Origin of the sequence: Desertivirga arenae, from assembly GCF_017355785.1 — a bacterium.
GTDB classification, from domain to species: Bacteria; Bacteroidota; Bacteroidia; order Sphingobacteriales; family Sphingobacteriaceae; genus Desertivirga; species Desertivirga arenae.
The window spans coordinates 127,237-153,623 of record NZ_JAFEWE010000006.1 but is presented as its reverse complement, the minus strand read 5'-3'; the positions used below and the strand labels follow the sequence as shown (position 1 = coordinate 153,623).

20 protein-coding genes and 1 tRNA gene are annotated in these 26,387 nt (G+C 39.4%); 9 read left to right on the top strand and 12 right to left on the bottom strand.

Going from position 1 to position 26,387, the window contains the following annotated elements:
• Positions 1-15 precede the first annotated feature (15 nt).
• From J4N24_RS14185 to pfkA, 6 genes are all read right to left on the bottom strand, one after another.
• The gene (locus tag J4N24_RS14185) at positions 16-1,833 is read right to left on the bottom strand and encodes a RagB/SusD family nutrient uptake outer membrane protein (RefSeq protein ID WP_207534358.1); all 1,818 of its coding nucleotides are present in this window, start codon (positions 1,831-1,833) and stop codon (positions 16-18) included.
• A gap of 36 nt (positions 1,834-1,869) precedes the next feature.
• The gene (locus J4N24_RS14180; RefSeq protein WP_207534357.1) at positions 1,870-5,187 is read right to left on the bottom strand and encodes a SusC/RagA family TonB-linked outer membrane protein; all 3,318 of its coding nucleotides are present in this window, start codon (positions 5,185-5,187) and stop codon (positions 1,870-1,872) included.
• A 747-nt stretch (positions 5,188-5,934) separates the two neighbouring features.
• Positions 5,935-6,007: transfer RNA gene (locus J4N24_RS14175), tRNA-Phe, on the bottom strand.
• A gap of 280 nt (positions 6,008-6,287) precedes the next feature.
• The gene (gap, locus tag J4N24_RS14170) at positions 6,288-7,283 is read right to left on the bottom strand and encodes a type I glyceraldehyde-3-phosphate dehydrogenase (protein ID WP_207534356.1); all 996 of its coding nucleotides are present in this window, start codon (positions 7,281-7,283) and stop codon (positions 6,288-6,290) included.
• Between the two features lie 5 nt (positions 7,284-7,288).
• Positions 7,289-8,137: a hypothetical protein gene (locus J4N24_RS14165; RefSeq protein WP_207534355.1), complete on the bottom strand. Its 849-nt coding sequence runs from the start codon at positions 8,135-8,137 to the stop codon at positions 7,289-7,291.
• 6 nt (positions 8,138-8,143) lie between these two features.
• Positions 8,144-9,124, bottom strand: a complete 981-nt coding sequence (gene pfkA / locus J4N24_RS14160; protein WP_207534354.1) for a 6-phosphofructokinase — start codon at positions 9,122-9,124, stop codon at positions 8,144-8,146.
• Positions 9,125-9,256: 132 nt separating this feature from the next.
• On the opposite strand from pfkA, the gene J4N24_RS14155 reads away from it, so the two are divergent.
• Positions 9,257-9,955, top strand: a complete 699-nt coding sequence (locus tag J4N24_RS14155) for an NUDIX hydrolase (RefSeq protein ID WP_207534353.1) — start codon at positions 9,257-9,259, stop codon at positions 9,953-9,955.
• Positions 9,956-10,043: 88 nt separating this feature from the next.
• On the opposite strand, the gene J4N24_RS14150 is transcribed toward J4N24_RS14155, so the two are convergent.
• The gene (locus J4N24_RS14150; protein ID WP_207534352.1) at positions 10,044-10,895 is read right to left on the bottom strand and encodes an N-acetylglucosamine kinase; all 852 of its coding nucleotides are present in this window, start codon (positions 10,893-10,895) and stop codon (positions 10,044-10,046) included.
• A 152-nt stretch (positions 10,896-11,047) separates the two neighbouring features.
• On the opposite strand from J4N24_RS14150, the gene J4N24_RS14145 reads away from it, so the two are divergent.
• From J4N24_RS14145 to J4N24_RS14130, 4 genes are all read left to right on the top strand, one after another.
• The gene (locus tag J4N24_RS14145; protein WP_207534351.1) at positions 11,048-12,070 is read left to right on the top strand and encodes a threonine aldolase family protein; all 1,023 of its coding nucleotides are present in this window, start codon (positions 11,048-11,050) and stop codon (positions 12,068-12,070) included.
• A gap of 370 nt (positions 12,071-12,440) precedes the next feature.
• A complete protein-coding gene (epsC, locus tag J4N24_RS14140; RefSeq protein WP_207534350.1) occupies positions 12,441-13,253 on the top strand; it encodes a serine O-acetyltransferase EpsC in 813 nt (270 codons plus the stop codon).
• 8 nt (positions 13,254-13,261) lie between these two features.
• On the top strand, positions 13,262-14,134 hold the full coding sequence (cysM, locus tag J4N24_RS14135) for a cysteine synthase CysM (RefSeq protein WP_207534349.1): 873 nt from the start codon (positions 13,262-13,264) through the stop codon (positions 14,132-14,134).
• A gap of 36 nt (positions 14,135-14,170) precedes the next feature.
• The gene (locus tag J4N24_RS14130) at positions 14,171-14,650 is read left to right on the top strand and encodes a hypothetical protein (RefSeq protein WP_207534348.1); all 480 of its coding nucleotides are present in this window, start codon (positions 14,171-14,173) and stop codon (positions 14,648-14,650) included.
• 55 nt (positions 14,651-14,705) lie between these two features.
• Here J4N24_RS14130 and J4N24_RS14125 read toward each other — a convergent pair whose 3' ends face one another.
• The gene (locus J4N24_RS14125; RefSeq protein WP_207534347.1) at positions 14,706-15,254 is read right to left on the bottom strand and encodes a hypothetical protein; all 549 of its coding nucleotides are present in this window, start codon (positions 15,252-15,254) and stop codon (positions 14,706-14,708) included.
• Between the two features lie 530 nt (positions 15,255-15,784).
• On the opposite strand from J4N24_RS14125, the gene J4N24_RS14120 reads away from it, so the two are divergent.
• From J4N24_RS14120 to J4N24_RS14110, 3 genes are read left to right on the top strand one after another with little or no spacing between them, the layout of a single operon-like run.
• A complete protein-coding gene (locus J4N24_RS14120; protein ID WP_207534346.1) occupies positions 15,785-18,958 on the top strand; it encodes a SusC/RagA family TonB-linked outer membrane protein in 3,174 nt (1,057 codons plus the stop codon).
• A gap of 18 nt (positions 18,959-18,976) precedes the next feature.
• Positions 18,977-20,755, top strand: coding sequence for a RagB/SusD family nutrient uptake outer membrane protein (locus J4N24_RS14115; protein WP_207534345.1), 1,779 nt, complete (start codon positions 18,977-18,979; stop codon positions 20,753-20,755).
• A gap of 16 nt (positions 20,756-20,771) precedes the next feature.
• Entirely contained in the window at positions 20,772-22,307 is a 1,536-nt protein-coding gene (locus J4N24_RS14110; RefSeq protein WP_207534344.1) for a DUF4957 domain-containing protein, read from the top strand.
• Between the two features lie 74 nt (positions 22,308-22,381).
• On the opposite strand, the gene J4N24_RS14105 is transcribed toward J4N24_RS14110, so the two are convergent.
• On the bottom strand, positions 22,382-22,855 hold the full coding sequence (locus J4N24_RS14105; RefSeq protein ID WP_207534343.1) for a ribonuclease H-like YkuK family protein: 474 nt from the start codon (positions 22,853-22,855) through the stop codon (positions 22,382-22,384).
• A gap of 165 nt (positions 22,856-23,020) precedes the next feature.
• Here J4N24_RS14105 and J4N24_RS14100 point away from each other — a divergent pair, with 165 nt between their 5' ends.
• Positions 23,021-23,875 (top strand): alpha/beta hydrolase, encoded by an 855-nt coding sequence (locus tag J4N24_RS14100; RefSeq protein ID WP_207534342.1) that lies wholly within the window; start codon positions 23,021-23,023, stop codon positions 23,873-23,875.
• A gap of 62 nt (positions 23,876-23,937) precedes the next feature.
• Here J4N24_RS14100 and J4N24_RS14095 read toward each other — a convergent pair whose 3' ends face one another.
• From J4N24_RS14095 to J4N24_RS14085, 3 genes are all read right to left on the bottom strand, one after another.
• A complete protein-coding gene (locus J4N24_RS14095; RefSeq protein WP_207534341.1) occupies positions 23,938-25,266 on the bottom strand; it encodes a Gfo/Idh/MocA family protein in 1,329 nt (442 codons plus the stop codon).
• A 279-nt stretch (positions 25,267-25,545) separates the two neighbouring features.
• Positions 25,546-25,818, bottom strand: a complete 273-nt coding sequence (locus J4N24_RS14090) for a hypothetical protein (protein WP_207534340.1) — start codon at positions 25,816-25,818, stop codon at positions 25,546-25,548.
• A 58-nt stretch (positions 25,819-25,876) separates the two neighbouring features.
• A complete protein-coding gene (locus J4N24_RS14085; protein WP_207534339.1) occupies positions 25,877-26,356 on the bottom strand; it encodes a response regulator in 480 nt (159 codons plus the stop codon).
• Between the last annotated feature and the right edge of the window lie 31 nt (positions 26,357-26,387).

The following is a 26,387-nucleotide window of genomic DNA, read 5'->3' as shown; positions in this document are numbered from 1 at the left end:
TCATAATGCCAACAATTAATGGAATGGATTTCTGACAAGCTTTGGATTGTTGTTCAATACGTTCTGATCAATAGAGGAATAGTAGTTAAACATCTGAAAATACCTTGCTCTTACAAAACGTACGGGTCTGACCCTTTGAAATATAAATTTCCCATCATCAGGATGCCCAGGTCTAACTACTCTGTAAGGGTAAAACCCGTAAACCACCGCATTCCGATCACTTTCCGCTCCGTTCCATACTATATGTGCTATACGCCAGCGTTTTAAATCGAAATATCGATGGTCTTCGAAAGCTAGTTCAACCCGCCTTTCATTACGAATAATATCGGTAGTTAGGGTTGTGATGCTGTTGGCAGGGAAGCCTCCGTGCACCTCTCTTACTTTATTAATATAATTTTTTGCTTCGGCGCGACCAAGCTCGAATGCTGCTTCCGCTGCATTCAAATAAATTTCACCGACACGAAACCATGGCCACCAGTTGGAAGCTAAACTTGGACGTACACCATCCTGTGGATTTTCACTTACAAATTTGCGAATATAAAAACCAGTATTACTTACATACTGATCATTATCTCTTGGACCATCAAATCCAGTGAGTTTTTTACCGTCTGTATAGACTGACCCAAGATTACCTACTTTAAACCGGTAAGCACCATTATCCCACTCAGCAACACCAGCCTGGATATCTACAGGTTGAGAACGGAAAACACTTCCAGGATACACTACAGTGCCATAAAGTCTGGCATCCTTGTTTGCAAATATATCTCCAGGTGTCGAATATGAAATATAATTGCCGCTTTGATCTTTATCTTTAAGAACACCAGGAGTTCCGTCCAGATAGTCAAAGCTTTCAACAAGGCTCAAAGATGGTGTTAACATGGAGGAGCCTTCAATGTCTGTTCTAAAACTTCTTACCACATTATCATAAGTGAAACCATGGACTTTTCCGGTTGCAAAGTCTTTTGCAAATATCACTTCCTTATTCGCACTTTCAGTCATGAACAGTTTGTAAAAATTGTCTCCTTTTGATGATCCTGCAACATTGTAAAGATCATAATTGCTATTAGCAAGGATACTTTCTGAAGCTGCCAGGGATTTTTGATAATAATCATTTGCTTTATCAGCTGGGATACCAACTTCTCCACCCGGAGTAGTAATAGGAGTGGCCATTAGATTATTGTATTTTGCAATTGATCCGGCATAAAGCATTGCACGACTTTCTAATGCGAGTGCTGTGTATTTATTCGCGCGGGTTTTACTATTCGTGGTTTCCGAGAAATTTTCCTTAATTGCCTCTAGTTCATTATATATGAAATCATACACTTCAGATTCTTTTGCTCTCGGGGTTTGCAATGGGGTAGGGTCTCCACTATTATTATAAATAAGTTGGGTAGTAACTAATGGGACACCACCCATGCGTTTAACAAGTTCGAAATAAACGAAGGCCCTAATAAATCTTAACTCTGCGTTGAACTGTTTCTTCTTAACGTCTGTTAGGCTTGAGCTATACTTATCAAGATTTTCAAGTGATAAATTAATATCCCGGATAAAGGTATAGTCCCAGTATCTTCCGTAACTATCTGAATAAGTAAAGTTATTTCGACCGTTTTGATCAACATGTCCCGACCACATTGCATCATCAAATTCGCTACTCGTTCCTGTATTAAAAACACCAGAAAAAGAAGGAAGTCTGTCATAGTAGTTTGCTAGAAGACCTGTGATCATATTAGGGTCTTTCCAAATCTGTTCATCAGTTATCCTGTCTTTTGGTTGTCTTTGTAACCATTCATCTTCTTTACACCCTGCTAACATGCTTATCGCAATAGTTAACATGATTAAAAAACAATATCTATTTTTCATGATCATTCATTAAAACGTTACGTTAATTCCTAATAGGAAGGTTCTCTGTTGTGGGTATACTACAGCAGCCCTGGCATCGATCTCTGGATCAACCCCAAGATCTTTTAAATTATCTATGCTGAATAAATTTGCAGAAGAAGCATAGATGCGGAATCTTTCCATTGATAATCTGTTAGTCAACCCTTTAGGCAGTGTATAACCGAATTCAAGGTTCTTCAAACGAAGGTACCGAACGTCGTTCAGCCAAAAATCGCTGTTCCTACCATTGTTCATACTTGTACCCTTTCTGATAGCGGGGTATTTACCAGGAATCCATTCGCTATTTGGATCGTAAGGGTCTGCTCTATGCCACCTGTCTGTTAGAATATAAGCTGGGGAATTACCACCTGCATGATAAGGGTTCCTCAATTCATAATCCTGGAACCAAGATTGCATTGTTGCTCCTGCAAAATCCAGGTTTAGGTTGAAGTTTTTCCATTGCAATCCGATACTTGAACCATAACTAAGCATTGGTGCCCAGCCAGTTGGGTAACCTATCGGTCTTTCATCCATACCATTAATTACGCCATCTCCATTAACATCTTTGTATATGATATCTCCTGGCAATTGCGTTCTATTATTTTGACCATCATTGTCGATCGGGTAGTTCCTTATTTCCTCTTCAGATTGGAAACGACCAATCGCCTGGTAACCCCACCAAACTCCACCCCATCTATCTTCAATAGAATTACGGTATTGATTCCAGGAATTGCCAAACCTTGGCTTGTAAGTTGAAATGTTACGGAAGCGGGAATAAGTAGCATTTACCCCAATATTATAATTGAGCCTACCAACTTTATTAGTGAAATTGATCATTCCCTCCGCTCCACGATATTCATCCTTATTTAAGTTCTCATTTGGAAGAGAATAGCCAACTTCGCTCGGTAGTAATACATCATATCGGGCAGCCGGCCTACCAGATATAGTTTTTCTGAAAATGTCTGCAGTAAGTGAAAGTTTACTGTTTACGAGCTTCAAGTCCAGCCCTGCATTGTACGCGGTGTTCTTTTCCCATGAAAGGTTGGTTACAGGCATTCCTCTCGGACGAACACCAATAACGTATTTCCCATCTAGAACGGCACCTCCACTGTTAAAGTCGTATCCTGGTAGATAGCCGAACATACTTACTCCAGCTTCACTTCCTGTTTGTCCAACTGATGCTCTTAATTTTAGATCATTAACTACAGTTTTCAGGCCTTTAAAGAATGGCTCTTCTGAAATTCTCCATCCTGCAGATGCGCCAGGAAAGAATCCCCACCTTTTGCCCGGTGCATAGAGATAGGACGCATCATAGCGACCAAACATAGACAGCATGTATTTATCCCGGAAGCTATAGTCGAACCTTCCGATATACCCTGATCTTGCCTGATAACTCCAGCCTTCACCATAGCCTGTTAGTTCGGACAAGGTTTTAAAAGGTATGTAGTTATTAGTAGGAGCAGTGTTTGACCATTTGTTTGAACGCTCATAATCTGATCGTTCATAAGCAAAAACAGCTGCAACATTATGAGATCCGAAGGTTTTTGTGTAATTCAGCATAAACTGCCCATATCTTGCAGGGGATTCTGACTGTGCTTCGAACCTCCATCTTGCACTTTGTCCTCCACCCAGGTTATATGTATCGTTTATTCTATTATAGGTATAGAAGTCATATGAATATTGGAATCCGTCAAAATCAAGGTGGGTGTAGTTGTATGAATAAGTGAATTTAGCTGACAATCCGAAAGGGAACTTATACTCCGAGTAAAGGTTTACGTTTGCATTTTTTGTGTAATTGTCCTTGTATCCGGCAATATCTCTACTAAACAAAGCCGGGTTTAAATCGGGTCTGTTTGGTATAGCATTCATGTATTGAGGATTATCATTAGCATATGGTCCATAGGTCGGGATACTGCTAAAAAGAGACAGGATTGAAGAAAAATAGCCATCACCTCCTGGTAGCCCAACATCTCGTGTTCTTTCTAATCTGCCACTTGCCTGTGTGCCTACAGTTATTCTTTTACCTATTTTGGTTTCAATATTAGCCTGGAAATTATTTCTATTGTAATCAAAGTCCTTCATTGTAGCTTCTTGCATTGTCTTAGAGAAGGATAGATAGTATGTTGAATTATTAGAACCTCCTGAAACGGCCGCATTTACATTATATTGAGGTACATTTTTCCTCATAATGATATCATAATAGTCGTAACTCTTATAGCCAGGTTCTGTACCGCTTTCCCATTTAGCAAGCTCTTCTTTAGAATATAGTGCGCTTGGATCTTTTCCTGCATTTTGTTCAGCCTCAACTAGGCCCCGGACATATTGACCAGCATTTGCAAGTTCTGGGAATCTGGTGAGATTTTGCCAGCCATAGTAGCTGTTCAGCCTTACTTTAGCGTTATCTCCTTTGCTTCCTTTTTTGGTTGTAACAAGTACTACCCCACTACTTGCACGAAGCCCATATACCGCAGCCGCTGCGTCTTTTAGAACTGAAATACTTTCAATGTCTTCAAGATTTAAGGCATTAAAAGCATCTTCTCCAGAAACATTGGAAGTTCCGAGCCAATCTCTACTTGCATCACCACCATATGGAATACCGTCAATCACGTACAAAGGCTTGCCCATATTTCGGATTTCCAGGTTAATTCCTCTACCCGGACGTGAATCTATAGCCCTGGTAGATACCCCCGCTATTTTCCCACTTAGCGCTCCAGCTGTTGTAGTAGATGACGACCGGACCAGATCCTCAGATTTAATGGTACTTACCGCTGTCGATACCTTTCTTTTAGATTGTGAACTATACCCAACAACTACTACTTCTTCCAGGCTTGAAGCTTTCTCTGTTAGTACTACATTAATTGTTCTCTGGCCTTTTACCTGAACCTCCTGGTTCTCAAATCCTATATAAGAGAAAACGAGTGTTTGATCTCCATCGGCAACATTAATGGAAAAGACACCATTTGCATCTGTTACTACCCCTGTTTTCGATCCTTTCACAATTACACTGACTCCTGGAAGTGTAGTTCCTTGTTTATCAGTTACTTTGCCTGTAACTACAATACGTTGTGTAGCTAATTTTGTAATATCAAGTTTCGCGGCTTTAGATATAACGAAATTGCTGTCGAAGCTTTTTGAATATAAAGGGGATTCCCGCCTTATCTGTTCGCCAGGGTTGGGATTAATAATACTGGCTTGTGCTGAAAATAACGGAGCCCATATAAGAACTAAGGAGCCCTTTAGGGTCAGCAGCAATTTATTTTGAAGGTGGGTGTTATCCCTCCTTACTTGTTTGGTAAAATGTTTAGACATGAGTTGTATGCTTAATTTTTTAATTCATGTATGGATAGTTTGAATTAACAGAGCCATTTAGGCTCGCCTTGTTTTGGGAGCACTATGGCTGTAACTTATTTGCTTCTATATTTCATGCTTATTTGGTTTGTTTGATTAGTTAACCGGCTTGGATTAATTCGGCTCTCAAAAAATACTCGATCGTTTTTTCTTCATTTTTTACTGATTAGTTGGTAATTGATTTGGTTAAACTTAAAATCGTCTATAATTAGAAAAACGTCATATAGACACTTAATTGGTTGCTCGTATTGATACCTTTTCTTGCTGTTTTCTCCCGTTTAGAAATTGGTTAATTTTTAGAAATGCAGCTTCTAGACTTCACGCATATCCTTTCATATATAGCTCCTAAGGCCAAAATTAGGGTAATAGAGGGATGTTAGTAGGGGGGGGATATTTAAAAACAAGGGGGTAAATAGGTTCTTTATGGATAGAAAGAGCCATGTAGGGCGATTAGATTGAGATCTGAACTCTGACATTGAAGAATCAAGTTTAATAATGCAGGAGGGCTTGCTATTTATCTATAGTAATGAAAAAATGATTTTGGATTTCACGTATTACCAAGTCGCGGTACCTTAAAAGGTGATCCCTAATCTTAATAGGTTCAAGTTCAAACTGGAAGAACTGATGAGACGGGAAGATCATAGTCTCAAAATTTAGCTATAAACAAAAAAGGCTTCTTTCCGTAGAAAAAAGCCTTTTTTGTTTCTGTGGTATCAGCTGGAATCGAACCAGCGACACAAGGATTTTCAGTCCTTTGCTCTACCAACTGAGCTATGATACCGTCCCTTTTGGTGATGCAAATGTAAAGTCTTTTTTCTGATATCCAAACTTTATAAAGCTATTTTTTCTTGCTTTTAAGCCAGTAACAGGCGGTTTTTTACGGAACAGCCTAAGGATCAGAAGTAAAAGATCCCGCTGTGAGATGAAAAAAATATTATTTTTTTATAAAGATACCGTTTAGCTTGGATACGCTGAGGTTTCTGACGTTTTCATGGGACATTAAATAAATAAAAAAGTCCCTGCCGGTAGGGCAGGGACTCCTAATTTCTATACTTGTGAGATTACAAAGTACCGATCAATTGAACTAAATCAATGATTTTGTTTGAATATCCCCACTCGTTATCGTACCATGAAACAACTTTAACGAAGTTTTCATTTAAAGCGATACCTGCTTTAGCATCAAAGATTGAAGTACGAGCATCACTTAAGAAGTCTGTAGAAACTACTTCGTCTTCAGTATATCCTAAAATACCTTTTAATTCGCCTTCAGAAGCTTCTTTCATTGCAGCCTTAATAGCATCGTAAGAAGCTGGTTTGTCTAATTTAACTGTTAAGTCAACTACAGAAACGTCTGCTGTAGGAACACGGAATGCCATACCAGTTAATTTACCTTTTAATTCAGGGATAACCAATGCAACCGCTTTAGCAGCACCTGTAGAAGAAGGGATGATGTTTTGGTAAGCACCACGACCACCTCTCCAGTCTTTTGCTGAAGGACCGTCTACAGTTTTTTGAGTAGCAGTAACCGCGTGGATAGTACTCATCAAACCTTCAACGATACCGAACTTGTCATTTAACACTTTAGCGATAGGAGCTAAACAGTTAGTCGTACAAGATGCGTTAGAAACAATATTTTGATCTGCTTTTAATGACTTGTGGTTTACACCCATTACGAAAGTAGGAGTGTCGTCTTTTGCAGGAGCAGACATAACTACCTTTTTAGCACCAGCCTGAATGTGTTTTCCAGCTGTTTCCTGGGTTAAGAATAAACCAGTTGATTCGATTACTACTTCAGCACCAACTTCATCCCATTTAAGGTTTGCAGGGTCTTTTTCAGCAGTAACACGGATAGTTTTTCCGTTAACAACAAGGTTACCATCTTTAACCTCGATTGTTCCTTTGAACTGTCCATGAGTTGAATCATATTTTAGCATATAGGCCATGTAATCTGGTTCAACTAAATCGTTGATACCTACAATTTCAATGTCAGCGCGCTCTACAGCAGCTCTAAATGCTAAACGGCCAATACGACCGAATCCGTTAATTCCAACTTTCATTTCTATTAATTTTTATTCGTGTAATAATTTAAAATATTATAAATAGGCTTCCTGACGATCATAGCAATTTCTAATTGATAAAGTGAGGCGGTCTCTCTCAAAATGTCCTGGAAAACATCAGCAACGGCACCAGTAAAATACAGAGATGAATTGGGGTGTTTCTCTGCTAAGGGAAGGATATATGTCTCAAAGTATAATTTCATGCCCCTTCTGACCAGGCTGCTAACATATTCTTCATCACTATATTCTGCCAGAAACTCAGTGAATGAAGTAAGATAGAGTACAGGTTGTGAATGCCGGTACACTTTATCCAGAATTTGCTTGCGCTCAGGATGGTATTTCTGCACAAATATATGCTCAAATTTCTTTGGCATTGTACCCGTGAGGTAATCTTTTAATAAATTTCTGCCGAGCCAGTTTGCTGAACCCTCATCTGCAAGGATATAGCCTAATCCAAAATTGTTTTCTTTAATCTTTCTACCATTATAATAAGCAGCATTTCCGCCACTTCCCAAAACACAAATGATACCTGGCTTTTTGCCAGCAGTTGCAAGTGCGGAAGCAGAAAGGTCATGGTCAACTACCACTTTGGCATACCTGAAAAACTCAGTGAACGCTTCTGAAATGATCTCTTTTCGGTCTTTTGAGGAAGCCCCGGCTCCAAAGAAATATATCTTTTTTATCTCCTCGGCGTAATTGATCAGCTCGTTGTTCTTATTTAACAGCGAGCTGATAGATTTTTTTCCTGTAAGATAAGGGTTAATGCCGGGAGTCCTGAATTCAGAGATAATTTGCCCTTTATCAGATAATTTCCAGTCAGCATTTCTTGAACCACTATATATTACAGCAATCATTCTATTCTATATCGACAATATATTAGCCATTTCCAACAAATCCTCTTCCAATTTGAAAGTATGATTGTGGATTGCCTCCTGGAGGTCGGTAAGCTCAACTTTATTATTTCTTAAGCCAACCATTTTTCTGTTTTCTCCTGCCAGCAGTGCTTTAACAGCTGCGTATCCCAAACGTCCGCCTAAAACACGGTCGAAACTGCTTGGAGATCCTCCGCGCTGCAAATGTCCTAAAATCGTAACTTTTATATCGTAAAAATTGAATTTTTCTTTTACTCGTTTTGCAACATTATAAGCTCCTCCATTTTTGTCGCCCTCAGCAATGATCACAATGCTTGAAGTCTTCTTTTCCGAACCCTGCTCAAGTTTATCGATCAGTTCATCGATCGCTGTTTCCTTTTCGGGAAGAAGGATAGCTTCTGCTCCGCCAGCAATACCAGCATGCAGAGCAATACAGCCAGAATCACGCCCCATCACTTCAATGAAGAATAATCTGTCGTGAGATGCGGCTGTGTCACGAATCTTATCGATCGCGTCGATAACCGTATTGGTTGCCGTATCGTACCCTAACGTGTAATCAGAGCCGTAAAGGTCATTGTCTATAGTCCCCGGAACGCAAATAACAGGTATGTCGAATTCTCGTGATAAGAATTCAGCGCCGGTAAAAGTACCGTCACCTCCAATTGGAACTAAGGCGTCAATTCCTTCTTCTTTTAAATTTTTGTATGCAAATGCACGTCCTTCGGGAGTTCTGAAATCCATGCATCTGGCGGTCTTAAGGACAGTTCCGCCCATCTGGATTATATTACGTACCGAACGTGCATCCATCGGTACGAACTTCTTATCAATCATGCCCTGATAGCCTTGTTGAATACCAACAACTTCTTTGCCCAGATATATTGCAGTTCTTACAACTGCTCTGATACAGGCATTCATTCCTGGGGCATCACCTCCTGAAGTGAATACACCAATTTTTTTTATTTCTGCCACGACTGAAAAAATTAATTGCCGAATATAGGTGTATTTCCTACACTAAGTTAAAAAAATGTAGAATTATTTTTCCACTTTTGTGCCGGGATATAACCACCAATAAAGATAAGGCTTAATTTTAATATTATCATTTTGCAAACCGCACTGCCAAAATTTGATTCCGTATTCTCGGTCGACTGTGTCATCTTCGGCTTTGAAGAAGGTGTTCTTAAAATTCTTTTGATAGAACGTAACGAAGAGCCTTTCAAAGACTGGTGGGCACTCCCAGGTTTATTTGTTGCGCCGGATGAAAGTATTGATGAAGGAGCAGAGCGTATCCTCAATGAGTTGACAGGATTGAGCAATATCTACATGGAGCAGCTGTATACTTTCGGAGATGTAGATCGTCACCCGGAAGGACGGGTTATTACGGTGGCTTACTACGCATTAATCCGTTTGAGCGGCAAGAATGAGTTGCATCCGCACTCCAGGTACGCAAGAAAGGCTTTCTGGCATCCCGTAAATGAGTTACCTAAACTGGCCTTTGACCACTCCCTGATCTTTGAGAAAAGTCTAGAGAAGATCAGACGGAGGATAAGTTATCAGCCCATCGCTTTTGAGCTACTGCCAGAGAAATTTACTCTTACCCAGTTGCAGAATGTTTACGAAGCAATACTAAGCAAGAAGCTCGATAAACGTAATTTCCGTAAAAAGATGCTGAATTACGGAATTTTAAAGGAACTGGATGAGAAACAAAGGGGAGTTTCCTATCGTGCCGCTACTTTATACAAATTCGATCGCCGCAAATACGCTAAGCTATTTCAGAAGGAATTATCCTTTATGAAGGAATAGCAGTGTTTAAAATGCCAACGTTACTCCATAAAAAAAGGGTTTAGTGATTCGATTCGCTAAACCCTTTCTTATTTCCAGGACTATTTGTTTAACCTCTATGCTCTACGTGGTATTCCACAAGATTATCTATAGGAGAACGCACTAATTCACCCATTTGCATCCCGTATTCTCCAGCCACCTCTTCCAGAATATCTCTGAAACTATAGGCTACAGAACCAATGCAGTTGAAAGAAAAATTCTGATAATTGGGGTAATGACTCACCAGGTTTTTGAAGAAATCGGTAAAAGCTTGTTTCACGATTCCACGGGTATAAGTTCTGTCAGAAGTCTCCTCATAAACAAATTTAGCAAAGCTTGCGCAAAATCTGCTAGCCAAGGGCTTTGAATAAACGTTTTCCTGGATGTCGTCCGGAGTTAATTGAAAAGTGTTCCAAAAGCTGTCTCTTACACTTTGCGGCATATATCCCCGTAAATAGTCGATCAGCAATTTCTTGCCGATATGACATCCACTTCCTTCATCACCTAAAATGTAAGCACCCGAATCTATCTGCTCTACAATCTCTTTACCATCATAGATACAGGTATTCGTACCTGTTCCTAAAATAGCGGCAAATCCTGGTTTATCACCCAGAAGGGCTCTTGCTGCAGCCAATAGATCGTGACCCACAAAAATTTTACTGTGAGTGAAAACCTGTGCGAATGCCTCTTTAATTTCATTTGCTTTTTCCTCATTATGTACTCCTGCGCCGTAAAAGTTAACTTCGGCAACCGCAGGGAGATCAAGATCCGCAGGTAAATTCTTTTTTAAAGATTCTACGATATATTCCTTCGTTACGAAATACGGGTTATATCCTTCGGTATTAAAATATACTTTCTTGTTCTCCTTATTTAGGAGGCACCAATTTGTTTTTGTTGAGCCTCCGTCTGCAATAATGATCATTTCTTATAATTTAGATAGCTAATGTAAAAAAAACCTGAAAACTTTAAGTGCCATATCAGCTTTATTGTTTTAAGAAATTACTTAAGCAGCTTTCTGAAATTAATTTGTCTTGAAAATGCTGCTTCTCTCCGTATAAATATGTTAATTTGATTATGGCTATTGATCTTCGCAGCGATACTGTAACGCAACCTACCAAAGAGATGCTTGAAGCTATGTTTGCAGCAAGGGTGGGAGATGATGTTTATGAAGAGGACGAGACCGTAAATGCCCTTGAAGAAAAACTTGCGCATATGTTTGGAAAACAGGCAGCCTTGTTCTGTCCTTCAGGCACAATGACCAACCAGATAGCTATTAAGATCCAAACAAATCCCCTTGATGAAGTGATCTGTGACAAGAGTTCGCATGTATATCTGTATGAGGGTGGAGGAATGGCCTTTAATTCAGGCGTTTCTATCAGGACTATTCAGGGAGACCGAGGTCGTTTAACAGCTGAACAGATAGAACTTAATATCAATCCTCATAATATACATCATGCCATTAGCAGATTGATCGTGCTCGAAAATACGGCAAACAGGGGCGGCGGAAGTTATTATACGTTGAATGAGATTGAGCCGATCTATCACCTGGCTAAATTGAAAAAGCTCTCTTTGCATTTAGATGGTGCCCGTATTTTTAATGCTTTGGTTGAAACCGGAGAGCATGCAAAGGATTATGGCCATCTCTTTGATACAATTTCGGTATGTCTTTCTAAAGGATTAGGAGCTCCTGTCGGTTCAGTATTATTGGGCGATATAGATTTGATCCGACGGGCAAGAAGGATCCGCAAAGTTTTGGGGGGAGGGATGAGGCAAGCAGGATACCTCGCAGCAGCGGGAATTTATGCTTTAGAGCACCATATAAATCGTTTAAAAGAAGATCACCTACATGCGAAGGTGATTGGTAAAGAACTTGCATCACTATCGGTAGTGAGAAGGGTCCTTCCTGTAGATACAAATATAATCATAGCTGAACTGGACAGTCACCTAACTGCCGACAGCTTTGTACATCATCTTGAAAAACATGGTATCAGAACCTCCTCATTTGGAGCTCAACACGTTCGCCTTGTAACACATTTAGGGGTAAAAGCCTCAGACGTAGATATGGTGATTTCAAGTTTAAAAAAGGAATTCCACTAGTGCTTTGTTAGTGATTTTGTTGGTTTAGTCACATCTTCAAGCAAAATTCAGAAGGGAAATTAACTATAGCGATAAACCCCAACGCACTCCCATGACTATACACGCGACCGCTTAAATACGATTCAGATACGATTCAATTCCGATTCAGACCCGTATAAACTGCCATCCCCACAGGGATATAAAACGAACCTCTATCCTTTTTAAATCCTGCTTTTAAAATCTTTCATATTAACTAAGGGTTAATTTGGCTGGCAGTTGCTAAATCCTTTAAAGCTTATCGGATTAATACTGGTACATATTTTTACACAGAAACAAGATTCTTTTTCCTAAAATTGCAAATGCCTTTTTTGAGGAGACTAGGCTTGCTGGTATGAACGAGGACTTCTACAAATACATCTTTAATAAGCATCAACACATTGAGGCTGTTCCTTCTAATGAAGAAATTGCAACCTGGGCGTTGCGAGTGATCAGATTACTTTATCCTGAACAAGCGAAAACGATGTTTGCGTCAGTAAAGGAGATTGAGCTGCAGCTTAGGGGACTAGAAGATGAGCTGAAGAAAATTATGGATGCAACCACTGCATGTCGCGATTGCGATAGTTCGCGCAGAGCAGGATTGTTTTTTCAGAACCTTCCTGAGTTGTACCGGGTTTTAAATACTGATGTGAGGGCTATCTTGGATGGGGATCCCGCAGCAAAGAGCGAATTCGAAGTGATCAGGACCTATCCCGGGTTTTATGCCATATCGTTTTATCGATTGGCCAATGCATTATACAAACTGGAAATTCCTTTACTCCCACGTATCCTGACTGAGTATGCCCATTCGAAAACGGGAATTGATATCCATCCAGGAGCAGATATAGGAGAGTATCTCCATATCGATCATGGAACAGGTATCGTTATCGGCGAAACTACAGTGATCGGTAAGAACGTAAAACTCTATCAGGGAGTAACTCTAGGAGCCTTAAGTGTGGAAAAGCAAATGGCATCTATAAAAAGGCATCCTACCGTTGAAGATAATGTAGTGATCTATTCAGGGGCAACTATCCTGGGTGGTGAAACTATTATTGGACATCATAGCATTATTGGAGGCAATGTATGGGTTACGAAATCCCTCCCTCCACATTCTATCGTTTACCACGAAGCCAGAATAAAAGTGGTAGAAAGACAAGTTAAAGATTAAAACCTACAATGGCCAGACTTATAGATTTAGTGGGCAATACGCCACTGGTTGAAATAAACAGATTAAATACCAACCCTAACGTTAGGGTTTACGCGAAGCTCGAAGGTAACAATCCTGGCGGAAGTGTGAAGGATCGCCCTGCATTGAATATGATAAAAAGTGCATTGGAGAGGGGGGATATTAAAGCTGGAACAAAATTAATCGAAGCAACCAGCGGAAATACAGGAATAGCTTTAGCAATGATTGCCAGACTATTCGATCTGGACATTGAACTGGTAATGCCAAGCAACTCTACTAAAGAGAGAACACTTACAATGGAAGCATTCGGTGCCAAGGTAACTTTACTCGAAGGCATTGAAGCTTGCCGGGATTATGCAGAGGAGAAGGGAGCTACCGGAGACTATTTCTTATTAAACCAATTCGCTAACCCTGATAATTACCTTGCTCATTATAAATCTACCGGGCCCGAGATCTGGAACGATACCAAAGGAGAGATCACGCACTTTGTGAGTGCTATGGGAACTACCGGTACCATCATGGGAAATTCCATGTATTTTAAGGAGAAGAACTTGGCTATACAGATAGTCGGCTGTCAACCAACGGAAGAGTCATCTATTCCTGGGATCAGACGCTGGCCTATTGAATATCTTCCTAAGATCTTCGATCCTCAACGAGTGGACAGGGTAATAGACATCTCCCAGGCGGACGCAACAGAGATGACCCGAAAGCTTGCTAAAGTTGAAGGGATTTTTGCCGGAATGAGTAGTGGTGGAGCAGCCGTAGCAGCATTAAAAGTTGCATCAGAACTAGAGAAAGGTGTGGTTGTATTTATAGTTTGCGATAGGGGCGATAGGTATCTGAGCAGCGATTTGTTCGGTTAATTTAAACAATACTTCCAATATTCTCTTTTATTTGATATGAGGATATTGTCAGCTATTGGAGGAGGATTAGCGGGAGCTACTGCCCTCAATTTATTACATGAAGTGACCAGGCGATTTGATAAAGATGCGCCAAGAATGGACTTGATGGGAATGGATGCTTTATCAAAAGGTTTAAATAAAGCCGGTCAGCCTGTGCCCGAAGATGATAATTTGTATAAATTAACCCTTGCAGGGGATATCATTAGTAATACCTTTTATTATAGTCTTGCAGCTGCCGGAAGAAAAAAATATGTATTACCTAAGGGAACTGCGCTTGGATTGTTAGCAGGACTCGGTGCTCTATTCCTGCCTCAGCAATTGGGCCTAAATCCGGTACATAGTAATAAAACTCTTAAAACGCAATTACTTACAACCAGCTTTTATTTATTTGGTGGGATTATAGCGTCGTATGCAGCCAAGAAAATTGAAGAACGCCTTAATAAGCAGACGGACAATCATCCTTATTTATGGGTTTAAAATAAAAGAAGCCACTTTAATAAAAGTGGCTTCTTTGTTATCCGGTTTTGAAAGATCAATGTTTGCCTTTACCTCCGCCATTACCTTTACCTCCACCGTTTCCATTCCCCTGTCCGCCGCCAATTCCTCCTTTATTGCCGTTTCCGTGAGACTTAAAACTTGCTACTCCTCCTGCTTTTGTTTTCGAACCACCTCCTTTTGAATTGTTTCCGGCAACTCTATTTCCAGCATTCTTTTGCCTTATGGTAACCTGAGCACCCTTTTTGTTTTTATAGCCCACATATTTCACTCGGTCTTCCTGAAACTGAAGGTAAGGGGTGGGTCTGTTAATTACCACTTTGTATCCATTGAATAAATTGTAACCCTGATAACGGGAGGGCAAAGCATTGGCAAATACCCATTGGCCGTTATTTAAATAGATGAACTGCCTCTTGGGAACATAGTAATAGCTTTCTATATCAGGCAAATAATAATAGTCTACATGATTGTAGCCGGCGGGGCCCCAGGAGGGTTGAGACCCAAGATTTATATTAACATTAATTTGTGCTTTTGAATCAATATTTACCGCAATAGCGAGCAGTAAACAAAAAAATAAATTTCTCATAATATATCTAAGTTTTGTGTGTTTATTTTGTATTAACAGAACATTGTAATAATTGTTAAAACAGTTTTTTTATCTGGTTTTTGCGGTAACTTTGTTACCTAATAAAACGTAGATGTGGGGTTGGATAACGCTGGGTTGGAACGATAAATTAATGCTGATTCATTTCCCGTGTAATTTCCTGATTTTTTAATTAATGCTTTTTGAGGAAAGAGTGAATGGATAGATTTTGACATAAGCAAACAGGACGATTCAGGACGTTAACAAGTGTTATCATCCTGCCATGAAAGGTGAAATCGTTCCCGGCAACGATTGCACAAATATTTATAAAGCGTAGTATTTTTTTTGTGACGAAAGTGCGTAACATTGTTCTTGATTCAACCAATTAAGAGCTGTAGCCCTTAAATAATCAAAACATTTAAACAAAAAATACCACAAAAGTGGGGTGGAAGAGTATTGTCTCTACCGCCGACAAGAAAAGGAAAATTAGAATAAATTCTTAATAAACCTAAAAGTTAATATTTATATTTTTTATGAGGAAAGCAATACTATTGTTGTGTGGTCTGTTCGCCTTCATGGTAACAGCGTTTGCACAAACCCGGCAAGTAACGGGTAAGGTAGTTGACAAAAAAGGGGAAACCCTTATTGGCGTAAGTGTGGGCTTAAAAGGAGCTAATACTGGCGTTAGTACAGATGTCAACGGTAATTTTAAAATAAATGTTCCTTCGACAGGCAGCCATGTTTTAGTTTTTAAATATGTAGGATTTAAAACTAAAGAGGTTTCTGTTAGTCAGCAGTCGAAGATTTCTGTGACGCTTGAAGAATCGTCGACAGAACTCGATGCTGTTGTTGTGGTAGGTTACGGAACTGCAAAAAAGAAAGACCTGACAGGAGCGGTTGCTACAATTAACTCTGATGTAATTGCGGCTGCTCCAGTTTCTTCAGCACTGCAAGCCATGCAAGGTCGCGTTTCCGGGGTTCAAATAACAACAACCGAAGGTTCGCCAGATGCTGAGATGACTATTCGTGTGAGAGGCGGGGCATCAATTACCCAAAGTAGTTCTCCATTATTTGTTGTTGACGGTTTCCAATATACCTCAATGCCTGATATTGCTCCAACTGATATCGAGTCAATGACTGTTTTGAAGGATGCATCATCTACCGCAATTTATGGTTCCAGAGGTGGTAATGGTGTAGTGCTAATTACTACTAAAAGTGGTAAAAGCGGTAAGACTAGCGTTTCTTATTCTGTTTTCGGAGGAACTAAACAACTAGCAAATAAGTTGGATTTGATATCTCCTTACGATTACACCAAGTGGCAGTATGAGCGCGCCTTGCTTGATAATAGTATTACTGACTATACAAAGTATTTTGGAAATTACCAGGATATGGATCTTTATAAAAACGTTCCAACCAATGACTGGCAGGATATTGTTTTTGGTCGGACTGGTACTACTTATAATCAAAACTTAACCATTTCTGGCGGTACAGATAAAACCAAATTCAGCGTAAGTCATAGTTATGTTAAGGACAAAGCAATTATGCTTTTATCTGGATTTGAGCGCCATAATGCGAACTTTAAATTAAATCAGAAATTATACGATAAATTATCCTTGGATTTAGGTTTTCGTTATGCAGATATTAAAACAGAAGGCGCGGGAGCAAATGAGCAAAGAGAAGTTTCATCAGCAGATTCAAGATTGAAAAATGTAATGATTTACCCTGCAATTCCAGTTGCTGGTTTATCAAACTCAACAGAAACTGACCCAGATTTCAATCTTTACAACCCGATTGTTTCAATTACAGACAATGATCAATTTGTTCATCGCAAAACGTATAACTTAAGTGCTGCTGTAAATTATGATCCAAACAAGGTATTGAGGTTTAGATCTGAATTTGCATATGACGGCTATCGCAATGACCAAGATCGGTTTTATGGAAGAACAACGTATTATGTTACAAATGTTCCAACGAGTACCAATCAAGGGTTTCCAGCTCTGACTCTTACAAATACAAATCGTAATGGAATTAGAAACACCAATACCTTGAATCTTGACTTGAAGAAATATTTGAATAAAGATCATAATCTGACCTGGCTAGTGGGACAGGAATTCATTAAAACATCTTCAATTGATTTAACGAATGTCGTTCACGGATTCCCAGCTACCTTTACTTTTAATAATGCCAGGAAGTTGACCACACAGGGGAAAGATGCCTTTTCAATCAATAATAATTATGGTTTTGAGGATAAGCTGTTCTCTGTATTTACTCGTGCAAATTACGATTATAAAAGTAGATATCTTTTTAGCGCGACTTTTAGAGCTGATGGGTCTTCGAAATTCCTAAAAAATCAGTATGGTTATTTCCCAGGAGTTTCTGCTGGATGGAGAATTTCAGATGAAGATTTCATGAAAGTGACAAAATCATGGTTAAATGATTTGAAATTGAGAGCTAGTTATGGAGCGGTTGGAAATAATGATATTCTTTCGGGTCAAGGAACAACTGTTTATTCAAGTACCAATACTTCTTATGTAAATGGAGCAACTAGCTTCTGGGCCCCTTCCAAAATCCTTCCAAATCCTGAGTTAAAGTGGGAAACTAATATTACTAGAAACCTAGGAGCGGATTTCACTTTGTTTAATTCGAAATTGTCAGGTACACTGGAAGCCTATAAAAACAGTACAAAAGATCTGTTAATGTTATTCCCTCTTTCTGGAGGTTATACTGGTCAGTATCAGAATATTGGTCAGACTGAGAATAAAGGCTGGGAGGCATCGCTAAATTGGAGTGCCATAAGAAAAAAAGATTTTGACCTGACTATCAGTGCGAATATCAGTGCTAATAAAAATAAAGTTGTTTCTCTGGGCGGCGTTCAAAATATTTCTCAGGGTTCTGGTTGGGCTTCTACCGCAGTTGGAGTAGATTATCTAGTTGAACCAGGAAGTCCTATTGGCAATATGTACGGCTATGTGAGTGACGGTAGGTACGAAGTTTCTGATTTTTCTGGCTTCGCCTCAAACCGCTGGAATTTGAACAGTGGTGTTGCTGACGCCACGACAGTAGTTGGTACTATTAGACCCGGTAGTCTCAAATTGAAAGACTTGAACAACGATGGAAAGATTGATTTGTCAGATCGAAAAGTAATCGGCAATGCAAATCCTCTTAATGTTGGCGGATTTAATATTAACGCAAGGTACAAAAGCTTTGATTTTGCAACTTACTGGAACTGGAGCTATGGAAATGATGTGTATAACGCAAATAAAATTGAATACACCTCAACAAGTCAGTATAGTTCAAGAAATATGCTTTCGATAATGGAGAGCGGGCAGCGTTGGAACAATCTCCGTGAGGACGGTACAATCAGCAACGATCCAGCCGAGCTTACTGCAATGAATGCTAATACAACTCTATGGTCTCCTTATATGAGCAGATACGTTTTTACGGACTGGGCTGTTGAAGATGCTTCGTTCTTAAGATTGGGTACTGTTACCTTGGGTTATAGCCTTCCTAAAAAGCTTATCTCTCATATTGGAATTAAAAATGCAAGAATTTATGCTTCTGGATATAATCTTCTATTATTCACAGATTATACAGGTTTTGATCCAGAAGTTTCTACTCGTCGTCAAACTCCTTTGACTCCAGGCGTAGACTATTCTGCTTATCCAAAAAGTAAATCTTATGTATTTGGATTAAATGTTAATTTCTAAACGACAGACGAAATTAAAATGAAACGATTTATAACAATAATAACACTAGCATCAGTTCTGGGCGTTACCTCAGGCTGTAAAGATATGCTGGATGCTCCAGCCCAATCAACCCTGGACGAATCTGTAATTTTCTCTGATCCAAGTTTGGCTCAGGGAAGTATTGTTGGTATTCTCCATTCTTTTGGTGAAACTAACTCTTATCGTGGACGCTACCTGGTAAACTATGGGATAAATACTGATGTTGAGGTTTATAACAGTTTGAAAAGTACTGCTGATGAAAAATCTCGGTTAGCTAACTATAACACCAATGCAAATAATAGTCAAATGAATACAGACAATAATGCTTGGGCTGTATTTTATGAAGCTATAGAGCGTTCCAACTTAGCTATAGCTGGTTTACGTAAATATGGAAATGTTCAAAATAACCCCGCACTGGCACAGCTATTAGGAGAGGCATTGACTCTGCGTGCTGTTCTTTATAATGACCTAATAAAAGGTTGGGGAGATGTGCCTGCACGTTTTGAGCCAATGACCACCCAAACTGTTTACCTTCCCAGAAGTGATCGGGATGCGATCTATAAACAGCTTTTGGCAGATTTGGACGAGGCTGCGTCTTTGCTTCCATGGCCTAATGAAACAGCTACTACATCAACTGTAGAGAGAGTTAATAAAGCTTTTGCTAAAGGCCTTAGAGCACGCTTGGCGTTAGCAGCTGGAGGTTATGCTCAAAGACTTGATGGAACTGTGCGATTAAGTAATGATCCTGAACTAACTCGCGATAAGATGTATGCCATTGCTAAGAAGGAATGTTTGGATATCATTAACAGCGGAAAATTAAAGCTGTTAGGTTTTAAAGAAGTTTTCACTAATCTAAATCAGGAAGTTGTTACTGCTGGTCAAGAATCAATATGGGAAATTCCATTTGCTGAGGGCCGTGGTCGTGTGACTTTTGATTTAGGAGTAAAACATACGACAATAGATAAATATACTGCTCAAAACAAAGGTGGGACTGATGGTCCTAACCCAATCATGTGGTATGAATATGATAAGGATGATGTACGTCGTGATGTTTCAGTTGTTCCTTATGAATGGACAAATGGTATTCAGGTTCCTACCGCTTTAAGCCGCTGGTATTTTGGAAAATATCGTTATGAGTGGATGAAGAGAAGAGTTACTTCTAGTAACGATGACGGGTTAAACTGGATGTATATGCGTTATTCGGACGTCATCTTAATGGCAGCAGAGGCAATCAATGAGCTGGATGGACCCGCAGCAGCAGCACCTTACTTGAAAATGATTAGGGAGAGGGCTTTTCCTAACAGTCCAGCGAAAGTTACCAACTATATGGCTCAGGCTACGGCTTCAAAGTCTTCATTCTTCAATGCTATTGTTGACGAGAGAGCTCTGGAGTTTACAGGCGAGATGCTTAGAAAGGCAGATCTAATTCGTTGGAATTTACTAGGGACAAAACTTGCAGAGGCAAAACAGAAGCTCCAACAGTTGGAAACCAGAACAGGAAAGTACCAGGGCTTAATGACTAAGATTTATTATCGTACAGCTGCAGATGGGGAAACTGTCGAAATTTACGGTTTAAATGCGGGCGATACAGAAACAGGAGCAGCAGCGGCCGGTTACACAACTAATAAAACGTGGACGCTTTCTTCAAGTTCTGATGTCAACACTTATTGGGACGCCCTGTATTTAAAAAATCCAGACGAACAGCAAGTGTGGCCTATCTGGCAGTACTTCCTTGATAACTCCAATGGTACTTTAAATAACAATCATTTAAAACTTTAGTAATTCATAAACTAATATGAATATAAATAAGATACTAATAGGCTTCCTTTTTGCGGCCGGGGCGGGAGCTTTCCAAGGCTGTAACGATGATGCTATGTCGGAAATTACAACCCTTCAACTTGAAAGGGCTTTATCCCCAACTGAAATGACAGCTGCAGTTGTTAATAAAACTGGAGTTAAATTAACTTGGACTCCTGTTGGGACAGCCAAATATTACAAAGCAGAAATTTTCGAGTCGGCTGATTTCTCTGGATCAGCGGTTAAAACTGTTGATAGTATTGCAATTGCTAAAATTCCTTATACCATTACTGGGCTTTCGGGAGAAACGACTTATTACGCTCGTGTAAAAGCATTAGGTACAGGAAACGAAGATTCTAAATGGGTTTCAGCATCTTTTACGACTGATGCAGAGCAAATTCTTCAGGATGTAAATCCTCAGAAAATGACGGCAACGACTGTAACGATAAACTGGCCTGCAGGTGAAACTGCAACTTCTATTGTTCTTACTCCTGGAAATATTACCAAAACAGTTACCCCTGCTGAAATTGCAGCTGGTGAAGCTGTCGTTACTGGCTTAACACAGGGTACTAGCTACACTGTTAAACTTATGAACGGAACAAAGACACGTGGTACAAAGTCTTTCGTGGCTGGGGAGATTCCTGTTAGTTCCACTCAAAGTTTAGCAACTGTAATCGCAAGTGCAAAGGATGGAGATGTGTTTTCATTGCTGGCTGGAACTTATGCTGTAAACGGAGATTTGGCTATCAATAAATCTATCACAATTAAAGCTGCTACATCAACTAACAAGCCGCTTATCACTGGTGCTACGATAAAGATTAACGCAAATGCAGGGTTGACATTGAAAAACCTTGTATTAGACGGAACAGGGTCCTCTGGAGATCAAACAATTATTTACAATGAGGATCAGACTAGTGCTTATGGAGCTTTAAGTGTTCAGGATTGTGAATTAAAGAAGTATGTAAAAGGTTTGGTTTATGTAAATAAAAAAGCCCTTATTGAATCAGTAGTTATGAGCGGCAATATTATTTATGAAATAGAATGTAGTGGAGGAGACTTCATTGACTTTAGGACTGGTATCGCAAAAACTTTCTTGTTCGAGAATAATACCGTTTACAATAGTTGTCATGCCAGAGATTTATTCCGGATGGACGTAACTGGGGCTACTAACTTTAATTCAATTACAAGTATAATAACGATCAGAAATAATACATTCAATGATGTAGCAAATGCAAACAGGTTCTTATACATCCGCCTGACATCTCATCAGATACATTTCACGAAAAATATTATTGCTAATACTAATGGTTATTATACTAACCAAGCCTCAACTACTATTACAACTATGGCGAGCAATAACTATTTTAATGCGCCAAATTTCACAGGAAGTGCAACAGCCAACGCTAAGAATGATGCTAGTACTACAAAAACTTTGTTGGATCCTGGATTTACAAGCGCCTCTACTGGCGACTTCACAATTAGCAATACAACATTGAAAAATGGAAATATTGGTGATCCAAGATGGATTAAGTGATTCATAGATTGAAGTAAAACTATTAAAGCCCGGAAGTTGCGTCTTTCGGGCTTTTGTTATTTCTAGTATACCCTCTACTGCACCACCTTATTCGCACAAGCTGAACTAGCAAACGCTTCCGGTTTAGCTTTAAACACAAATCCCATACTTAGGATATACCCCATGGCTTCATGAAGCGCCTGGTTAGACTTAAACATAGGGTTGGTATTAATATCTGCGTGGACTTCCAGGTCTACATCATATAGATCAAGTAGGTCACATAGTGCATAGGCTGTTTCAATAGATTTTTGGACTTCCCAGAGCATCCGTTCTTTGATGCTCATTTTTTTTGTGCTTTTTTCCTGATTGATGAACATAAATGCCCCTTTCTTCTCTCTCAAAAACACAATTACTGTTGCAAAGTCTGTAACTGCTCCTTTCACTTGTGAGTCTGTCCCGATACATACTTTGAGTTTGTTCCCTAAATTAGACTCTCTTTCAATTGCCTTTTCTACTTCATCTAAGATTGGATTTTGAATAATTTCTCCACTAAATTTTTTCCAGGTCATAAGAGTTGCTATTTTAATGCGTTAAAGACCTATTTAAACTGCTTTCATGGCAGATGAGATGGGTCTAATAAAGATATATTAAAAGCCATTAAAAAAATGTGTATTTTTTGTTAACATATTAACAATCAGTGCGTAGAAGGTTCAACTACTAATGAAAAATAAATTATGATCAGAAAAAAACTAATGTCAGCGGTGTTAATGCTTACGGTACTGGTGTTAGGTGCCTGTAAGAAAGACGAGAGCGAAGTTAAGCCACTTCAGTCGGAAGACATGTTAAATGTCTCCTACGGTGCCAGTGCAAGTAATACAATGGATATTTATTTACCCGAGAATCGAAATTCAAGTACAAAGGTTCTTGTTTTTATTCATGGTGGCTCATGGTATAGTGGTGATAAAAGCGATTTTACTACCTATGCAACGACTATGAGGGCTAAAGGATACGCTGTTGTAAATATGAATTACAGGTTGATTGATCTGACTGGTACAGGCACTGTTAAATTGCAGCAGCAGCAGGATGATGTAAAGGCCGTTATTGATTATGTATCTGCAAAAACAAATAGTTGGAATGTATCGGGAAATATCGCGCTTATTGGAGCCAGCTCGGGTGCGCATTTAGCCATGCTTCATACTTATGGAAATAATAGCGACAATAAGGTTAAAACTGTTGTCTCCATATCTGGACCAACTAATTTAACTGATACCAGAAATGTTAACGTTCAAACAGCCGGCCTGGTTCAGCTACTCTTAGGGTTTTCTCCAATTACTAATCCTCAAGCTTACATAAATGGAAGCCCTATTTATAAGGTTACTGCTACTTCAAAGCCGACATTGATCGTTCATGGTCGTCAGGATGTTGTTGTTCCGGTTCAACAAGCAATTGACTTAAAAGCGAAATTGGACCAAACAGGAGTGAAGTCTAGTTTGGTAGTTTACGAAAATGCAGGACATGACGTAGTTTCTGCAAGTAACTATGTTCAGTTTATGGCCACCTTAGATGCCTGGCTAGCTGAAAATTTATAATAAGTTTTGCTATAAAAGAAAAGGACCACTTGTTGCTACAGGTGGTCCTTTTCTTTTATAATTTAACTTTTTACAGTCCTTGGTTTCAGGCTTGTTAATCCTTCAATCTTAATAGGTTTCCCGCTGTCAATACTTTTTCTGGCTGCGATACCTATCAGGATAGACATAGCACCATCTCTGGTACCCGCGGCCTGTTTGAATTTATCCTCGCCTGGCGTAAAGATCTGTTTTCTTAATCTTACGTCACCTCCACCGTGGCCTTCTTCTGTATTGTCAATTCTGATGTACTCTGTTTTTCCGAAGTTCTTCGTGAGCTGCAGCTCATCGTACTTCTCCATTTCCCAGGGTTGTCTTTCATGGATCCATGCATCCAGTTTACCTTTCTTTCCGTTGAAGGATATCCGGTATCCCTCATAGGGTGAATATGTTGTGAGCGAATAACTTACCTGGACTTTATTCGCGTACTTAATCTGTACAGCCATCTTGTCGAAAATGTCTATATCTTCCTTCCAAACACAGCCATCACGTAAGTAGCCGTCGTATTTCTCATTTTCCACGTATAGCTTCACCAAACGGTCATCCTTAGTAACGTCAAAGTAGAAGTTGCATTTATCCTTATGCGGGCAGGGGCGACAATTGGTATATCTGAAAGGATTGTTCTTACCATAGTGTTCAAGAGATCCGTAAGCAAATACTTCTTCCGGTTCAGAGTTTAGCCACCAGTTAAGCAAGTCAAAATGGTGGGTGGATTTATGAACCAACAGTGTTCCACTGTTTTCTCTTTTTCTATGCCATCTTCTGAAATAATCCGCACCATGTGAAGTATCAAGGTACCAATGGAAATCTACGGAAGTAACTTCACCGATAGCTCCGTTGTTCAACAATTCATAGATCTTCTGACGATGAGGAGAGTAGCGATAGTTGAAGGTTACATGTACCTTTTTCCCAGTTCTGGCTTCTGCATCGATAATTGCCTGACACTTCGTTTCGTCGGTGGTCATAGGCTTCTCGGTAACGATATCACAACCAGCTTCCAAGCCTTTGATGATCATTTCATCATGAGTGCTGTCGACCGTGGTTACAATGAGGATCTCTGGTTTTTGTTCCTTCAGCATTTTGTCCAGATCTGTGTAGGTCTTGCAACTGACGTTCATCAGTTTTTTTGCTGTTTGTACTCTTCCGGGGTTTTTATCACAAAGTCCTACAAATTCAATCACACCGCTGTGTTCTTTCAATACTTCTGCTCCCCACATCCCTGTACCCCGGTGACCGGTACCAACCATCGCAACTTTTTTCTTTTTGATTTCCAGTGTTTTAGCTAATAGATTATTTGTAAGAAGAGTTCCTGCCACAACCGTTCCGGTTTGCTGTAAAAATTTCCTTCGTTTCATAATTGGTTTTAGTTCAGCCCTAATTTAATAGATTTAAAAGAAGAAGAAAATCTTCTAATAGGAGAAATAATCCGGTATCGATTCCGTAATGAAAAAGTTACTAATAGTGCTAAAGGTGAAATAGAAACCCGATTTAAAAGCTGGAACTGCGCTCGAAATTCAGATTGGCGCTAGCATTCCCGGGTTTTATAACTTTGGAGCTTTGAAGAGAAAGAGGTTTAGGCAAGAAGAACAAAGCTTAGTACCACCCATTGGTTTTACTAAGCTTTTGTAAATATATTAATGTCTTGTTGTTGTATCAGCAGGACCTTTATAATCTCTTCTTACACGCTTGTATTTATTGCCAAAACCAATTACGGCAGCAGCTACCAGAAAGGAAACACAAACAAAGAACCAGAATGAGTTAAGCCAGTTCTTATTTGTTCCGGCACTATTGCTTAGATCACTGTCCGCAATGTTCACAGCAAATGCAGACGCATGAGCAAACAGAACCATAAGGCAGCTAAACAATACTTTACCGGTAGAATTAAATAAATTTTTTACAGTCTTCATCTTGTGCTTTGTTTAAAACGGGAACAAGATAAGGCTTTTAAATGTTCTTCGGTATATTTTATGCAATTTCATCGAGTTTTTGAGATAGTTCTGCTGGTTTGATTTCTTTATCCAAACTTCCATCAAATCCAACCGACAACAGATCTTCTTTGAGATGTGCTGTTGCTTCATCAATTAAAGCTATTAATAATGATTTGCCAGTTAGTTTGCTAACAAGCTTTTTATGCGGAACCAGAGCTTCTGCATTAAGTCCTTTAATATCCACAAGAACTGCTTTGTATTCATTATGGTTAACAAACTCTAGGGCTTGTTTATCTGATTCAGCAATATGTACTCTTCCATTCCATTTCTCGATAGACCGACCGAAAACGAAGCTGGTGAAAGGATCATCTGAAACTATTAGAAATTGAGCCTTTTTTAAATCAACAGCAGTTTTCGGTTCGGTAGCATAGAATTTAGATGTAGAGCGTGGCAGCAAATAGTTCTTTATAAACTCTTTGAAGTTTAATGGTAAATTATAGCTAGGTAAACTAATCATATCTAAACTGTTGTAATTATTAACAAAAGTA

Excerpts from the sequence above, each read along its gene's own strand:
- J4N24_RS14185 (WP_207534358.1), bottom strand. The coding sequence starts at position 1,833 with ATGTTAACTATTGCGATAAGCATGTTAGCAGGGTGTAAAGAAGATGAA.
- J4N24_RS14180 (WP_207534357.1), bottom strand. The coding sequence starts at position 5,187 with ATGTCTAAACATTTTACCAAACAAGTAAGGAGGGATAACACCCACCTT.
- gap (WP_207534356.1), bottom strand. The coding sequence starts at position 7,283 with ATGAAAGTTGGAATTAACGGATTCGGTCGTATTGGCCGTTTAGCATTT.
- J4N24_RS14165 (WP_207534355.1), bottom strand. The coding sequence starts at position 8,137 with ATGATTGCTGTAATATATAGTGGTTCAAGAAATGCTGACTGGAAATTA.
- J4N24_RS14150 (WP_207534352.1), bottom strand. The coding sequence starts at position 10,895 with ATGATCATTATTGCAGACGGAGGCTCAACAAAAACAAATTGGTGCCTC.
- J4N24_RS14145 (WP_207534351.1), top strand. The coding sequence starts at position 11,048 with ATGGCTATTGATCTTCGCAGCGATACTGTAACGCAACCTACCAAAGAG.
- epsC (WP_207534350.1), top strand. The coding sequence starts at position 12,441 with ATGAACGAGGACTTCTACAAATACATCTTTAATAAGCATCAACACATT.
- cysM (WP_207534349.1), top strand. The coding sequence starts at position 13,262 with ATGGCCAGACTTATAGATTTAGTGGGCAATACGCCACTGGTTGAAATA.
- J4N24_RS14130 (WP_207534348.1), top strand. The coding sequence starts at position 14,171 with ATGAGGATATTGTCAGCTATTGGAGGAGGATTAGCGGGAGCTACTGCC.
- J4N24_RS14125 (WP_207534347.1), bottom strand. The coding sequence starts at position 15,254 with ATGAGAAATTTATTTTTTTGTTTACTGCTCGCTATTGCGGTAAATATT.
- J4N24_RS14120 (WP_207534346.1), top strand. The coding sequence starts at position 15,785 with ATGAGGAAAGCAATACTATTGTTGTGTGGTCTGTTCGCCTTCATGGTA.
- J4N24_RS14115 (WP_207534345.1), top strand. The coding sequence starts at position 18,977 with ATGAAACGATTTATAACAATAATAACACTAGCATCAGTTCTGGGCGTT.
- J4N24_RS14110 (WP_207534344.1), top strand. The coding sequence starts at position 20,772 with ATGAATATAAATAAGATACTAATAGGCTTCCTTTTTGCGGCCGGGGCG.
- J4N24_RS14105 (WP_207534343.1), bottom strand. The coding sequence starts at position 22,855 with ATGACCTGGAAAAAATTTAGTGGAGAAATTATTCAAAATCCAATCTTA.
- J4N24_RS14100 (WP_207534342.1), top strand. The coding sequence starts at position 23,021 with ATGATCAGAAAAAAACTAATGTCAGCGGTGTTAATGCTTACGGTACTG.
- J4N24_RS14095 (WP_207534341.1), bottom strand. The coding sequence starts at position 25,266 with ATGAAACGAAGGAAATTTTTACAGCAAACCGGAACGGTTGTGGCAGGA.
- J4N24_RS14090 (WP_207534340.1), bottom strand. The coding sequence starts at position 25,818 with ATGAAGACTGTAAAAAATTTATTTAATTCTACCGGTAAAGTATTGTTT.
- J4N24_RS14085 (WP_207534339.1), bottom strand. The coding sequence starts at position 26,356 with ATGATTAGTTTACCTAGCTATAATTTACCATTAAACTTCAAAGAGTTT.